The organism is Thermithiobacillus plumbiphilus, assembly GCF_038070005.1.
GTDB lineage: Bacteria > Pseudomonadota > Gammaproteobacteria > Acidithiobacillales > Thermithiobacillaceae > JBBPCO01.
Map to the genome: position 1 here is coordinate 315,902 of NZ_JBBPCO010000002.1, position 13,970 is coordinate 329,871.

The following is a 13,970-nucleotide window of genomic DNA, read 5'->3' on the forward strand; positions in this document are numbered from 1 at the left end:
GTCATGCCCCTCCGCCTTGGCCCAGCCAGGCGGCCTTCAGGGCAATGACACTGCTCACTGCCAGGCGTTCGCCGGCCTTGAGGGTGCCCTGTACCCGGACGCGCTGGCCGGAACTCGCCAAAACACGGACCGGCCGGGCTTCAAATCCCTGGGCTGTGCGCACGAAGACATAGGCCTGTTGCCCCTCGCGCGCCAGCGCTGAGAGAGGCAGGTCCCAGCTGCCACTGGTCTGGGTGACCGGCATGGCAGCCTGCACCAGTTCGCCTGGACGAAGCTGGTCGGCCCCGCTCAATACCTGGGCGCGCAGGCTGATCGTCTGACTGCCTGAAGCCACCGTGGGCCCCTGGCTGATGACCCGGGCCTGTACCTGTCTTCCGGGTACCGTGACGGCCGTGCCCACGGGCCAGCTGCGGGCATCATCCAGTGGTACCTGAATGTCCAGCCAGAGCGTGTCCAGGCTGGCCACGCGCAGCAGCGGCGTACCCGCCGGCACGCGCTGGCCCTGTTGCGCATCCAGGCTCAGGACAGTGCCCGGCTTGCGGGCGCTCAGGGTCAGGGTGTCCTGGAGGGCGCCGCTGCGCTCGACTTTCTGGATCTGCGCGGGCGACATGCCAGCCAGTCGCAGCGCGGCACGCGCCTGGTTCAGGGCCGCCCTGGCTTCTGCCAAGCCTGCTTGGGCTTCCTCCACCCGACGTCGGGCGATGATGCCTTCCCGGAACAGGCTGCCTTCCCGATTGGCAGTCTGACTGGCGAGGCGGACCTGACTGGCTACCTGCATCAGTTGTAGCTGCAAGGGCCCGAGATCCGGGCTGAGCAGGCGCAGCAGGGCCTGCCCGGATTTCACCTGGGCATTGGCTTGGGTCAGCACTTCAGTCACCAGACCATCAACCGGGGCACTGACGATGGATTCCTGCCCTGGGGGCAGCGTCACCCGTCCGGGATAGGGTTTGGAGAGGTCTGATTCATTTGCTTGCAAGGGTTGCAGGCGAATGCCAAGAGCCTGCATCTGCTGCTGGCTGACTGGAAAACTGGCTGTGGGCGCCGCCATGCCATTGAGGCTGAGGCAAAACAACCCGACAAGACCCAGCCAGCGAAGGCGGGTCCCAAAGGGGGAAAATACCATGATGAGCTCCGCGCGCGGATTGATAAGAGGCCGGGCCTGCCGGCCGCTAACGGATTAACCTGCCTTCAGGCCAGGGGGCGCGCGCGGAGAGTGAGGATTGGGATATCGTTGTGGTCGTGGCGGAATGAGGCGCGGAATCGCCTCAACGGCCAAACCCTGCATCAGCAAGGGAAACAGAAGTAGTAAGACGGATAGCAGGATCTGCCAGTCAGGGATCGAAAGCTCATTCTGATCGGTCAGTGTCTGTTGCAGCGTCACCGTTGTTATCAGATGTTCATGCGCTAGTAGATGACCCAAAGGTTCGAGGGTGGATGTGTCGGTAAACTCCGGGAAGCCTTCCGTGTGCATATGCATGCTGGTTTGGGTGGGATCCGCCGGCCCAGAAAAATGGGCATGCAGGAGCGGTCCCAGAAACTGCAGGACCAGCAGGGCAAGCACCAGCATGGCGGGTTTTCGGGCAATCATCGACTCAGCTTATATAAGGATTCCATGAAAAACAAGTGCCCGTGCCTTCTTCCAGAGACCCTGGAAACCGGAACGGGCACAGCTTGATTTCATACCGGAAAGCTTAAGGTTGGCTTAAGCCCCGCCAAGCTTGAACTGGTTCACCAATATGCGCAGATTCTGGGCTGTCTCGGCCAGATTGGCAACGGCTTCCGTCGTGCGCTGGATGTCCTGATTGGTACTGTCCGCGATGCGGGAGACCTGCTCCAGATTGCGGGAAATCTCGGTGCCCACGGCTGATTGCTCCTCGGCGGCGGTGGCGATCTGATGCATCATCTCGGTGACCGTGCGTACCGAGCTGTCGATCTGCTGGAAGGCCTTGCCGGCTTCCTGGCCATGCTCGACGCCCTGCGAGACTTCGCCGCGCGCCTGGTCCATGGCCGATACCGCCTGCTGCGTGCCGGCCTGGACGGTCTGCACGATACTGGCGATGTCGGTGGTGCTGGCCGCGGTGCGTTCGGAGAGTTTGCGCACCTCGTCGGCCACCACCGCAAAGCCGCGACCATGCTCCCCGGCCCGCGCCGCCTCGATGGCGGCATTCAAGGCCAGCAGATTAGTCTGTTCGGCAATGTCCTTGATGACGCGGGTGACCTCGCCGATCTGCTGGATGGCCGTGTTCAGTTCACTGATGCGCCCGGCGGAGCTGCCAACCGTGCCATCGATGCGGTTCAGGGCCGCCATGGTCTGCTGACCGATGGCGTTGCCGGCCTTGACCACCTCGCTGGCCTGGCTGGAGGCATTGGCTGCACTGCCGGCATTGTTGGCCACTTCCTTGACGGTGTTGCTCATTTCCTCCATGGCGGTGCTGATCTGGAAGATGCCCTCGGTCTGGGTTCTGGCATCACGGCTGACGTTGACGGTCATGGCATTGAGCTGCGTGGCCGTTACGCTGGCACTTTCAGCGGCATCACGCACGCCGATGATGATCTTGCGGATCTTGCCGATGAAGTCGTTGATCGAGCTGGAAAGGCGAGCGATTTCGTCACGGCCCTGGTCCGGCAGGCGACGGGTCAGATCGCCATCACCCTGACGCAGTTCGTCGATGGCCCTTTGCACGGAATGCAGGCGCTGACTGATGTTGCGCACCACCCAGAACATGATCATGCCACCAAACAGGAGAGCGGCAAGCGCCAGCCCGAGGCTGGTGGCAATGATGCCATTGGCATAGCTCATGGTCTCCTGCCTGGTTGTTTCAGCGGATGCACCCTGATCCCTGATCAAAACCAGCAGGTTCTTGCGGACCTCGCGCCAGACGGGCGTTTCCTCTTGGTTGAGCGTGGCGATTGCGGCCTGGGGATCGCTGCTCGCCAACTCGATGATGCGCGCCTTGATTTGGTTGTCCTGCTGCCAGCTTTCCCCGGTCTGCCTGAGCAGGTTCTGCATCTCGGGATTGCCGGCTGTCAGCTTGAGCGCCTTGTCGTAGGATTCCTGGAATCCTTCGGCAGAATTTCTGAAGTTCTCGTGCCCTTTGGCATTGGACGGATTGAAGATGATGTTGCGCAGGGCCTGGCCGTTCTGGAGACCCTGGGCGTACATGCCCTGAAGCGATGACAGGATGGCCTGGTCATGCTGGATGAAAGTGACAAAGCGCTGGCTCATGCTGTTCATGCCGCTCAGCGCAACCCCAAGCGCCACCAGAAACAGCGTGGCCGCGAGCAGGGTGGAGAAAATCAGTCTTCCCTTGATTGTTGCCGTAAAACCGAACATCTTGCATCCTTCTGAACGTTGCTTTGGAAAAAAATCAAGCCATTCTGGCATGCCATCAGGCGGTCATGCCTTAGAGGCCGCGGAGGAACTGTCGTATCGTGTCGCTGAGCTCATTGGGGTTGAATTTCGGCACATAGCCGTCGGCGCCGACGGCCTTGCCGAGTACCATATTCGCCTCGCTCGACAGCGAGGAGTGCATGATCACCGGGATGCCCCGAAAGCGGGGATCGGACTTGATGTGTTTGGTCAGCACATAGCCATCCATTTCCGGCATCTCCACATCGGTGAGAATCATTTGCAGCATCTCATGGAGCGGGGTACGCGAGGATTCGGCGCGCGCGGCGAGCTGCTGGAGTTTGCTCCAGGCTTCCTGGCCGTTGCTGGCGCCAATGGATTTCAGGCCCATGGCATCCAGGGTGTTCTCGATCTGCTTGCGCGCCACCGTGGAGTCGTCCGCAAAGAATATCGTGCCGCCCTGTGCCAAGGTCTCGATGCCATTGAAATCACGACTGTCCATGCCGACATGGATGGTTTCCGCCAGCACCTTCTCGACATCCATGATCATCACGATGCGCCCGTCCCTGAGCTCGGTGACGGCGGTGACCAGGCCGCCCATGCGGGCGGTGATCATGGGTGGGGGCACCTTGACCTGCGACCACTCCAGGCGGTGGATGTTCTCCACCTTGTCCACCAGAAAGCCCTGGGTATGCTTGTTGTATTCGGTGACGATCATGATCTGTGGCGCGAACTCGGCCTGAATGCCGCAGAACTTCGCCAGGTCCACCACCGGCACCAGCTGGCCACGCAGGCTGACCATGCCTTCCACCGAGGCGGGCATTTCCGGCGCATGGGTGATTTCCGGGATCCGCATCACCTCTCGCACCTTGAAGACATTGATGGCGAAGGTTTCGTCGCGTCCCGAGCGGTGATCCCGGCCGAGGCTGAACAGCAGGATCTCCAGCCGGTTGGCGCCGGCCAGGCGGGTCCGCTCATCCACGGATTGCATTAAACTGGGCATGTTTCTGACTCCATAGGCGGTTTTCCACCCCTTAGGTGGGCTTATTTGAAGCGAAGCTGGGCACGGAGCTGATCGAGCTGATTCTGCACCCGATCCGAGAGGGCGAGCAGCGCGGCCTGCTTTTCCTGGCCCTGGGCCTTTTGCCCGGCCTGCATGGATTTCATGATCTCGATGCCGGTGACATGCATCTGCTGATGCAGGGATTCCAGTTCACGAAAGGCCTTGAGGTGGCCAAAGCGTTGCTGGCCGACCCCGTGGTACCACTTGCCCAGGCGGCACTGATGATGGTCTTTCAGGTCAGCCGGATCGCCGGCTTCGCCCTTGCTGACCCGTATCAGGATGTCGCTGATCCACTTCACGTGATCGGCCTTGGCAATGACCAGCAAGAGGTCGTCGAAGGACCACTGCGCGAAACGGTCAATCATCTGCTGGGTGAGGTCGGAGAGGGACAGGGACTGCGTATTCAGAAGCTCAAGGCTCTCCTCATGATGCCGGACACCTTCGTGCAGTTCAGCCAGCAACCGGGCCATGGTCGTCGCCACCTTGCTTTGTTCGTCCGCCGCCGAGGCAATCTGGTTGACGCGATCCGAGGCCTGGGTGACGGCGCCATTTGCTTCGGCAAGCACCATGGCGACGTTTTCCAGGGAGTCCTGGCTCGACGTGAGATGACCCAGTCCTTCCTGGATGGCTGACTCGACGCTGCGTGATTGTTGCCCGATGCGGCTGGTGACCTGATCGATTTCCGCAGCCGCCTGGGCCGATTTTTCCGCCAGTTTGCGCACCTCGTCGGCCACCACGGCAAAGCCGCGGCCCTGTTCGCCGGCGCGGGCCGCCTCGATGGCGGCATTGAGCGCCAAAAGATTGGTCTGATCGGCGATGTCCTTCATCTTCGATGTCAGGTCGGTGATCATCTGGGTGCTGTGCACGAACTCGCCGACCGTATCCGCCATCATGCGGACTGCCGATTCCACCGCGTCCATTTCACCGACGAGCTTGGCCAGGGCCTCGTTGCCATGGCGGGTCTGCTCCAGGCTGTTGGCGGACTCGCTGGCCGCTGCCTCGGCATTGCGGGCGATTTCACGCGCCGTCGATGAGAGTTCTTCGACCGCCGTGGCGACGCCGGACAGCTTGCCAAAATCACTTTGCAGGCCGCTGGAAAACTGTTGAGTGATGGTGCTGGTCTGCTGGATGGATGTCAGAATCTTGACACCTTCGTCGGCAATGCCCACCAGGCGCTGACGCCAGGTGTCCAGTTGCTCGATCTGCGGACGCAAGGCCGCCCAGGCCTGCGGATGCGTCTGCTGCAAGGCGTGCACACTGGCAAGATCCGCCCCGAGGTAGGCGTTCAGGATCGCCGCCATGTCTTCCAGACCCGCCAGTTTTTGAAGAAAGTTGTGATTGGCCATCAATATGCCCTCCCGGGGAGCTTGTGCGCTGCTAGCTGATCAGTTCCTGAAATGTTTCACCATTTCCTGGACGCCACCTGCCATGATCTGCAATTCCTCGCTCTTCTGGCGGGCAAGCTGCATGCCCTGACGGATGTTTTCACTGGCGTGGGCGATGCGTTCGATGTTGTTGGAAATTTCCGCGGCCACGCTGCTTTGTTCCTCGGCGGCCGTGGCCACGGCCGATACCTGATCGGTGACGATGTCAGCGGCACTGCGGATACGGTCCAGACTCTGGCCCGCTTCCCGGGCAGAGCGGGCACCGTGCTCCACCTTGCTGCTGCCGCTCTCCATGGCGGCGACCGCCTCGCGGGTTTCGTTCTGGATGGCCTGGATCATGGTACCGATCTCGCCGGTGGCGCCAGCCGTGCGTTCGGCGAGCTTGCGCACCTCGTCGGCCACCACGGCAAAGCCGCGGCCCTGCTCGCCGGCGCGGGCCGCCTCGATGGCGGCATTGAGCGCCAAAAGATTGGTCTGATCGGCAATCTCGTTGATGGTGGCAATGATGCTGCCGATCCGTTCGGAGGAGCTACCCAGCTTGCTGACGGTGCCAGCGGCGTCGGCCATGGCGGCCGCGACCTGATCCATGCCATCCAGGGTCCCGCGTATGACCCCGGCCCCGACACTGGATTCATCGCTGGTGCGGCGGGCCGCCTGCGCGATTTCCTCGGCACGCCGGGCAACCTCGGAGGCAGTGGCAGCCATTTCTTCCATGGCGGTGCTGACCTGCGCGGTCTGGGCGCCCTGATCGTCCATTTCCTGAGCCAGCATGGCCGCCGAGTTGCGCTGCATCTGCGCGCTTGCCAGCAGTCTTTCGGCATTCTGCTGCATTTCCCCGGTCAGCTTGCGAAGCTGACGGATCATCTCGTTGGCCGCCTGGGCGATCTCGCCGATCTCGCCGCGGGTCTCGATCACCACCTCGCTGCGCAGGTCGCCTCTGGCCACCTTCCGCAAGGCATCGCGCAATTCGTGCAGATTGCCCACCAGGCTGCGGACCATCAGCCAGCCCAGCAGGAAGACCAGCAGCACCGAGCCGGCGCCGCTAATGATGAGCAGTTGTTTCGTGCCCTGCGCCAGAGAGGCGGCGTCAGTACTGGCGGCTGCGGCGCTTTTGGCTTCCGTCGCAGCGAATTGCTCCACAGCACGCATGTGGCGGGTCGAGCCAGGCAAAACCTCGCGCTCGAACAGGGCCTGAGCCAGATCATACTGACCGGCCAGCGCCAGTTGCCTGGTACGATCGACGGCTCGCTTGCCGGCATCGCGGGCCTCGATGATGTTCGCGAGCATCTGCCTTTCACCCGGGCTAGCAACCAGATGCTGCATCGATTTCAGGGCAGCGCCATAGCTTTGACGATTTTCCTGGATGCGGGCCTCCATCCGCCGGGTGACTGCCGGATTCCTGGCATAGACCATCTGTTCGGTGGCGCTTGATGTCGAGGTCAGGAGCCGCTGGACCAGGGCAAGCTGCGTGGTCAGATCCTGGTTGTGGCGGATGCTTGAAACGCCCTCATTCAACAGGGAAACCGCGAGCAAGGCTATGGCGGCGCCTGTGGTCATGGCCATGCCGGCGAACAGGACAGCAATGATCAAGCGGGTCTTGAAGGCAAGTCGATTGAAGCTGGACATGGTACGGATCCCTGAAATTTCTGAGTGAGAAGGAATAAGCACATTTCATGCCAGGCTGTGCTGGCAAATCCGGTTCAAGGAGGGTAACGGCACAACTGCGAAAAGCTTTACTGGTAAGTGAGCGCCAGTGGCCGTGTTTTTCCATGCAGAAAAACCAATCCCGGCAAACCTGGTCAAATTCCCGTGAAGCTGGATTAATATCGAACTCCGCCTATCTTGCCTGGATAGGCCTTGATTCTGTGTTCATGAATGAGGACTGGACGATGCATATCGAGGACGGATTAATCACGCCATTCTGGATGATTCTTGGCTGGATCATGGTAGTGCCGGTATTGCTGGCCGCCCTGCGCAAGGCTGACTGGCATGATCTCCAGGTACATCACACGAGCTGGCCTTTTGTTTTTGCCCTGATTGCGCTGGTCGTCGTCTGGTCCACCCGGGCCGGCATCTATCCAGGTCTGAACGTTCACCTGCTGGGTGCGATGATCCTGACCCTGATGTTCGGCCCGGCACTGGCCTTGCTGGGCATGGCCACCCTGGTCCTGCTGATGACCGCGCTGGGCGTCGGTGGCTGGGCCAGCCTCGGGGTAAACCTGCTGGTCCTGTCCCTGGTCCCGGTAGGCACGGCCTATGGCATCCTGAAGGTGGTTGAGAAACATCTTCCGGGCCACTTCTTCATTTACATCTTTGTGGTGGCATTCATCGGCAGCGCCCTGACCATCGCAGCGACCAGTGCCGTCGTCACCCTGGTGCTGTTGAGCTCCGGGGCCTATGCCTGGCAATTTCTGGTGGACAACTGGCTGATATCCATGGTGCTGGGTGCCTGGGGCGAGGCCCTGACCACCGGCATGCTGATCACCATGATGGTGGTATACCGGCCAGGGCTCGTGCGCACCTTCGATGACGCGCACTATATCAAGGGGAAATAGGAAAAGTCTTATATGAGAAGGTATCTGAGCACGCTGCCGCTTTCCTTGCTGGGTCTGTTGACGCTATCGGCAGCGTCTGTCGCCCAGGCCGCCGACCAGGGGGCCGAGCGGGTTCTTTCGGTATTGCAGGCGCGTTTTCCGGACGCGCAGATCGGCACGCCGCAGCCATCCAGCATTACCGGGTATTACGAGGTCAATCTCGGCAGTCAGGTGCTCTATGTCAGTGGCAACGGTCGCTATCTGATCCTTGGCGACCTGATAGATCTCAAGAGTGATGCCAACCTCTCGGAGGCCCGCCGCGCGGATCTGCGTCGTCAGCTTCTGGGGCAGGTCGATCCAGGCTCGCTGATCGTGTTCGGGTCCGCGAGCCCCAGAAGGGTGATCACCGCCTTTACCAACATACACTGCCAGTACTGCCGCAATCTGCATCAATCACTGAAATCGGTGCTGGCCCAGGGAGACGTGCAGGTTCGGTACGTATTGCTGCCGGATGGTCGCAAGGGGGCGGCCAGCTATGCCGAAGCCGAGTCTGTCTGGTGTGCCCCGGATCGGGCGCGGGCGCTGGAGAAGGCCTTTTCCGGGCAGAAGCTGCCTACCCGGAACTGCAAGGCACCGATGACCGACTACCTGGTACTGGCCCGCAAGCTGAATATTCAGGGCCTGCCCAGCATGGTGCTGGACAATGGCAGTCTGTTGACAGGTTTCGTGAGCGACGGACAGATCCGTCAGTGGCTGCAGATCTCGCCAGCCCCCTGAATTCCCCTTCCTGAATCAGTGCTGAACCGGCAGCGTTGAACGTTCACCCGCTTCCTCGGCAATGACGCGGCCATTTTCGAGCCGGACCACGCGATCCGCAAGCAGCAGGGTGCGGGGCCGGTGGGCGATGATGAAGATGCTCTTGCGCCCATGCAGCGCCGCCAGGGTCCGGGCAATCTTTTCCTCGCTTTCGGCATCCAGCGCACTGGTCGCTTCATCGAGCACCAGCACCGGACTGTTGCGGTACAGGGCGCGGGCAATGGCCAGACGCTGTTTCTGGCCACCCGAGAGGCTGCCGCCGCGCGGTCCAATGGCTGCCTCCAGGCCACCCAGCGGTTCGAGAAATTCCCAGGCATGGGCATCCCGCGCGGCCTGGCGGGCCCGCTCCAGATCGGGATTCTGATCACCAAAGGCGATGTTTGACAGGGCGGTGCCTCCGAACAGCGTCGGTTCCTGGCCGACAAAGGAAAAGAACTGGCGGTATTGCGCCAGCGGAATCTCCTCCAGAGGCTGCCCACCTACCTGGATGCGGCCAGCATCAGGCTTCAGCAAGCCAAGCAGTACCCGGGCGAGCGTGGTCTTGCCGCTGCCGGAAGGTCCGGCAAAGGCGATGGTCTGGTTCGGCGGAAAATCGAGATCGAGATTTCTGAGGCTCCAGTCCTCAGCGCCCTCGTAACGCACGGAGAGCGCCTGGCAATGCCAGCCGGGCCAGCAGCCCGGCTGCAAGCTGGCGGCACGCCTCGGAAGTTCCTCGACCGGCTGATCGATCCAGGCAAACAGCCGGTCCGCGGCTGATAGCCCCTGCTGTAACTGATTGTTGGCCGCCGAGAGCCGGCGCAGCGGTTCGTAGAGCATCACCAGAGCGGCGAGAAAGCTGAAGAATGCGCCGGTGCTCATTTCACCACGGATGACCGACTGCCCGCCGAGAAAGATGATCAGGGCGATACCGAGTGCCCCGACGAATTCCATAAAGGGGAGGGTGGCCTTCTGCACCCGCCAGATTTGCATCATGGTTTCGAAATAGCGCTGCGCATGTTTCGCAAAGCGGTTCTCCTCGGCCCCTTCCATGCCATGCACCTTGATGACCTCGATGCCATCCAGGCTCTGGGCATAATGATCCAGCAATTCACCCATGTTCTGTTGCTGCTTGCCGCCGCGCCGGCGCAGGTTCTCGCCAAAGCGGATCAATGGATAGAGCGCCACCGGCAGGGTGAGAAAGCTGATCAGGGCCAGCTGCCAGTTCTGATACAGCACCACCCCCATCAGGGCGATGATGGTGAAGCCCGAGAGAAAGAAGCTTGCCAGCACGCTGAGCCCATTCTGGAGAAGGGTCATGTCCAGGCTCATGCGCGAGAGGATCTCGCCGCGTTTTGCCCGCAGATGGTCCTCCAGCGGCAGCCGCAGGGTATGGGCATAGAGTCTTTCCTTGAGCTGGCAGAGGATGCGTTCCTCGATGCCAGCCATGATCAGGTTCTGGCTGTAGTCCGCCAGGCCCTTGAGGGCATAGATGGCAACGATGGCCAGCGGTAGCAGGTAGAGCATTTCCGCATCGCGGGCGATGAAGATCTGATCCAGCACGGGCTTGATCAGATAGGCGCCGGCTGCGGCGAAACCGCCCGACAGGGCCATGAGCAGCATCGCCAGCAGGATGCGCGGACGGTAAGGACGCAGATTTCCGACAAGGCGGCGAAAACTGCTGGGTGGGGCGGTATCCAATGGGCGTTTCACGTTTCGGCGCCGCCAGGGGCGGCGACCTGGAAGGGCGGCAAATCAGCGTTCCAGCAGTTCGAGCTTGTCCTTGACCTCTGCCCATTCGTCGGCATCGGCGGGCGCATCCTTTTTCTGGATGATGGGCTTCCACTGTTGCGCCAGTTCGGCATTCAGCTCCAGGAAGACTTCCTGACCTTCCGGCAAATCGTCATCGCGGTAGATGGCGTTGACCGGACACTCGGGTTCGCAGAGCGTGCAATCGATGCATTCGTCCGGATCGATCACGAGGAAGTTGGGCCCCTCGCGGAAACAGTCCACCGGACAGACATCCACGCAGTCAGTGTACTTGCACTTGATACAGGCTTCGGTGACGACGTAGGTCATGCAATATCCTCCAGATGCGCTCGCGAAAGCATGCCTTTCGCGGATTGGGATCAAGGCTTATAATGAGGGCCCGCGCACGGGCCGGAGCCCGCGCCAGAAATTTCACCATTGTAGCGCTTTTCCCGGCAAGGGGCGACAGGCCCTGATGACCGTGGAAGCGCAGGGAAGGGTAAACATGCGCTCAGATATGATCAAGAAAGGCTTTGAACGGACGCCCCACCGCTCCCTGCTCAAGGCCTGCGGCCTGACCGATGCCGATATGGACAAGCCCTTCATCGGCGTCTGCAACTCCTATATCGACATCATTCCCGGCCACGTGCACCTGCAGGAGTTCGGGCGCATCGTCAAGGAAGAGATCCGCAAGGCCGGCGGCGTGCCCTTCGAGTTCAACACCATTGGCGTGGATGACGGAATCGTCATGGGGCATGAAGGCATGCGCTATTCCCTGCCTTCACGCGAGATCATTGCTGATTCGCTCGAAACCGTGGTGCGCGCGCATCACTTCGATGCCCTGATCTGCATCCCCAACTGCGACAAGATCGTGCCCGGCATGCTGATGGGTGCGGTGCGCTGCGACTTGCCCACCGTGTTCGTCTCGGGCGGCCCGATGGAGGCCGGCAAGCTCAGCGACGGGACTTCCATTGATCTCGTGACCGCCTTCGAGGCGGTGGGCCAGTACAAGCTTGGCAAGATCACCGATATTCGCCTGAAGGAAATCGAGGACAAGGCCTGCCCGACCTGCGGTTCCTGTTCCGGCATGTTCACCGCCAATTCCATGAACTGCCTGATGGAGGCCCTGGGCGTGGCGCTGTCCGAGAACGGCACCATCCTCGCCACCAGCCCGCGCCGGCGCGATCTGGTGCGTCACGCGGCGCAGCGCATCGTGGCCCTGGCCCTGGCGGGTGGCCCGACCATGAAGCAGATGGTGGACTTCGATGCCATCGACAACGCCTTCATTCTCGACATGGCCATGGGTGGCTCGACCAATACCGTGCTGCACACGCTGGCCATTGCCCGCGAGGCCGGCATCGAATATCCGCTGGAGCGGCTCAACGAGCTGTCGCAGCAGGTGGCCTATCTCGCCAAGATCAGCCCGGCGCTCTCGACCGTGCACATCGAGGACGTCGGCCGCGCCGGTGGCATCGCCGCCATCATGCATGAAGTACACAAGCGCAATCCCAACGTCATGCATCTCGACAAGCCCACGGTCAGCGGCGAAACCCTGCGCGAAATCGTCGAGAAGGCCGAGGTCAAGGATGACACCATCATCCGCCGCGCCGACAACCCAGTATCCGCCACCGGCGGCCTGCGCGTGCTGTTCGGCAATCTCGCGCCCGAGGGCTCCATCATCAAGGCCGGTGCCGTGGCTGCGAGCATGCGCAAGTTCTCCGGTCCGGCGCGGATCTACGACAGCATGGAATCGGCCAGCGAGCGCATCCTGGCCGGCGAGGTACAGGCCGGGGAAGTGGTGGTGATCCGCTACGAAGGGCCCAAGGGTGGTCCGGGCATGCCCGAGCAGCTCGCGCCCACCGCTAACATCATGGGCATGGGCCTGGGTGAGAGCGTGGCGCTGATCACCGATGGCCGCTTCTCGGGTGCCACGCGCGGCGCCTGCATCGGCCATGTCTCGCCCGAAGCCGCCGAGGGTGGACCCATCGGGCTGCTCAGGGATGGTGACATCATCGAGATCGACATCGATGCCGGCACCCTCAATGTGAAGCTTTCCGATGCCGAACTCGCCACCCGGCGCGAGAGCTGGCAGCCGCTGGAAAAGCCGCTGAGCTCGCCCTGGCTGCGCCGCTATCGCAAGCTCGTGACCAACGCCTCCAAGGGCGCGGTGCTGGAAAGCTGATGCCGCAGAGCAGCAATCGTCTGGGCGTCTATGTGGATGCCGAAAACATCAAGTGCAATGGCGGCTTCTCCCTGCGTTACGATGTCCTGCGCCGCTTTGCGGTGCGGGATGGCGCTTCCCCCCTGCGCCTGAACACCTATCTGGCGGTGGACAAGCAGCGTACCAAAGTGGATGCCGAGTACGCCGAGCGCATCGAGGGTTATCAGCGGGCGGTGCGCGATTCCGGCTGGAAGGTGATCGTCAAGCCCGTGCACTGGTATTTCAACGAGGATGGCACCTGGACCTCCAAGGCCAATGCCGATCTCGATCTGGCGGTGGATGTCATGCTGCAGTCCGACCGGCTGGATCAGGTACTGCTGGTGACCGGCGACGGGGACTTCCTGCAGGTGGTCAAGGCCCTGCAGAACAAGGGCTGCCGGGTCGAGGTGCTGGCCTTCAAGAACGTGTCCCGCGCCCTGCAGCATGAGGCGGATGTTTTTTATTCCGGCTATCTGATTCCCGGGCTCTTGCCCATGCGCGACGCGCGCATCCCTTGGGGCGAACTCGGCTCCCGGGTGCGCGGCGTCTGTACCAGCTGGGATGGCAGCCGCGGCTTCGGCTTTCTGCGTTTCCTGAAGGACATTGCCGCGGAGATGTGGATCACTGACAGCCGCAACCCGGAATCACCCTATCAGACCGCCTTCCTGCATCATTCCGATCTTCCCAGCAATCTGGATGCGTCGGACCTGCCCAGTCGCGACATCATCTTCGAGTTCGATCTGGAGCCGAGCGAGCGGGAGAAAGGCGGTTTCGTCGCCCGGCGCTGCGCCGTGGTGCACCGTTATGACGGCAAAGGCGACAGCCGTGGCGAGCGCAACGGCACGGATACTGCCGAGCGTGGCCAGGAGAACGCGGTCAAGCCGGCGACCGTCTAGCG

At 61.8% G+C, this 13,970-nt stretch carries 12 protein-coding genes; 4 read left to right on the forward strand and 8 right to left on the reverse strand.

The window, feature by feature from the left end; genetic code table 11:
- Nucleotide 1: 1 nt before the first annotated feature.
- The 6 genes from WOB96_RS03610 to WOB96_RS03635 all read right to left on the reverse strand — a co-directional run bounded on the left by WOB96_RS03610 (nucleotide 2) and on the right by WOB96_RS03635 (nucleotide 7,423).
- On the reverse strand, nucleotides 2-1,123 hold the full coding sequence (locus tag WOB96_RS03610; protein ID WP_341369908.1) for an efflux RND transporter periplasmic adaptor subunit: 1,122 nt from the start codon (nucleotides 1,121-1,123) through the stop codon (nucleotides 2-4).
- Between the two features lie 54 nt (nucleotides 1,124-1,177).
- Nucleotides 1,178-1,567, reverse strand: a complete 390-nt coding sequence (locus WOB96_RS03615; protein ID WP_341369909.1) for a hypothetical protein — start codon at nucleotides 1,565-1,567, stop codon at nucleotides 1,178-1,180.
- A 135-nt stretch (nucleotides 1,568-1,702) separates the two neighbouring features.
- Complete coding sequence (locus WOB96_RS03620) at nucleotides 1,703-3,334, reverse strand: methyl-accepting chemotaxis protein (RefSeq protein ID WP_341369910.1); 1,632 nt, start codon at nucleotides 3,332-3,334, stop codon at nucleotides 1,703-1,705.
- A gap of 70 nt (nucleotides 3,335-3,404) precedes the next feature.
- Nucleotides 3,405-4,352 (reverse strand): chemotaxis protein, encoded by a 948-nt coding sequence (locus WOB96_RS03625; protein ID WP_341369911.1) that lies wholly within the window; start codon nucleotides 4,350-4,352, stop codon nucleotides 3,405-3,407.
- A gap of 41 nt (nucleotides 4,353-4,393) precedes the next feature.
- Nucleotides 4,394-5,758, reverse strand: a complete 1,365-nt coding sequence (locus WOB96_RS03630; RefSeq protein WP_341369912.1) for a methyl-accepting chemotaxis protein — start codon at nucleotides 5,756-5,758, stop codon at nucleotides 4,394-4,396.
- Between the two features lie 39 nt (nucleotides 5,759-5,797).
- Entirely contained in the window at nucleotides 5,798-7,423 is a 1,626-nt protein-coding gene (locus tag WOB96_RS03635; protein WP_341369913.1) for a methyl-accepting chemotaxis protein, read from the reverse strand.
- A gap of 245 nt (nucleotides 7,424-7,668) precedes the next feature.
- Here WOB96_RS03635 and WOB96_RS03640 point away from each other — a divergent pair, with 245 nt between their 5' ends.
- Both WOB96_RS03640 and WOB96_RS03645 read left to right on the forward strand, forming a co-directional pair.
- Nucleotides 7,669-8,352, forward strand: a complete 684-nt coding sequence (locus WOB96_RS03640; RefSeq protein ID WP_341369914.1) for an energy-coupling factor ABC transporter permease — start codon at nucleotides 7,669-7,671, stop codon at nucleotides 8,350-8,352.
- A 12-nt stretch (nucleotides 8,353-8,364) separates the two neighbouring features.
- Nucleotides 8,365-9,108, forward strand: coding sequence for a DsbC family protein (locus WOB96_RS03645; RefSeq protein ID WP_341369915.1), 744 nt, complete (start codon nucleotides 8,365-8,367; stop codon nucleotides 9,106-9,108).
- A 15-nt stretch (nucleotides 9,109-9,123) separates the two neighbouring features.
- On the opposite strand, the gene WOB96_RS03650 is transcribed toward WOB96_RS03645, so the two are convergent.
- Together WOB96_RS03650 and fdxA are read right to left on the reverse strand one after the other, a co-directional pair.
- Complete coding sequence (locus WOB96_RS03650) at nucleotides 9,124-10,836, reverse strand: ABC transporter ATP-binding protein (RefSeq protein ID WP_341369916.1); 1,713 nt, start codon at nucleotides 10,834-10,836, stop codon at nucleotides 9,124-9,126.
- A gap of 42 nt (nucleotides 10,837-10,878) precedes the next feature.
- Nucleotides 10,879-11,202, reverse strand: a complete 324-nt coding sequence (gene fdxA, locus WOB96_RS03655; RefSeq protein WP_341369917.1) for a ferredoxin FdxA — start codon at nucleotides 11,200-11,202, stop codon at nucleotides 10,879-10,881.
- A 175-nt stretch (nucleotides 11,203-11,377) separates the two neighbouring features.
- Here fdxA and ilvD point away from each other — a divergent pair, with 175 nt between their 5' ends.
- Nucleotides 11,378-13,054, forward strand: a complete 1,677-nt coding sequence (ilvD, locus tag WOB96_RS03660) for a dihydroxy-acid dehydratase (protein ID WP_341369918.1) — start codon at nucleotides 11,378-11,380, stop codon at nucleotides 13,052-13,054.
- Complete coding sequence (locus WOB96_RS03665) at nucleotides 13,054-13,968, forward strand: LabA-like NYN domain-containing protein (RefSeq protein WP_341369919.1); 915 nt, start codon at nucleotides 13,054-13,056, stop codon at nucleotides 13,966-13,968. The genes ilvD and WOB96_RS03665 overlap by 1 nt, the downstream gene beginning before the upstream one ends.
- Nucleotides 13,969-13,970 lie beyond the last annotated feature (2 nt).

Bases quoted from the DNA above. Each gene is read 5' to 3' on its own strand.
- WOB96_RS03610 (WP_341369908.1), bottom strand. From the start codon at position 1,123: ATGGTATTTTCCCCCTTTGGGACCCGCCTTCGCTGGCTGGGTCTTGTC.
- WOB96_RS03615 (WP_341369909.1), bottom strand. From the start codon at position 1,567: ATGCTGGTGCTTGCCCTGCTGGTCCTGCAGTTTCTGGGACCGCTCCTG.
- WOB96_RS03620 (WP_341369910.1), bottom strand. From the start codon at position 3,334: ATGTTCGGTTTTACGGCAACAATCAAGGGAAGACTGATTTTCTCCACC.
- WOB96_RS03625 (WP_341369911.1), bottom strand. From the start codon at position 4,352: ATGCCCAGTTTAATGCAATCCGTGGATGAGCGGACCCGCCTGGCCGGC.
- WOB96_RS03630 (WP_341369912.1), bottom strand. From the start codon at position 5,758: ATGGCCAATCACAACTTTCTTCAAAAACTGGCGGGTCTGGAAGACATG.
- WOB96_RS03635 (WP_341369913.1), bottom strand. From the start codon at position 7,423: ATGTCCAGCTTCAATCGACTTGCCTTCAAGACCCGCTTGATCATTGCT.
- WOB96_RS03640 (WP_341369914.1), top strand. From the start codon at position 7,669: ATGAATGAGGACTGGACGATGCATATCGAGGACGGATTAATCACGCCA.
- WOB96_RS03645 (WP_341369915.1), top strand. From the start codon at position 8,365: ATGAGAAGGTATCTGAGCACGCTGCCGCTTTCCTTGCTGGGTCTGTTG.
- fdxA (WP_341369917.1), bottom strand. From the start codon at position 11,202: ATGACCTACGTCGTCACCGAAGCCTGTATCAAGTGCAAGTACACTGAC.
- ilvD (WP_341369918.1), top strand. From the start codon at position 11,378: ATGCGCTCAGATATGATCAAGAAAGGCTTTGAACGGACGCCCCACCGC.
- WOB96_RS03665 (WP_341369919.1), top strand. From the start codon at position 13,054: ATGCCGCAGAGCAGCAATCGTCTGGGCGTCTATGTGGATGCCGAAAAC.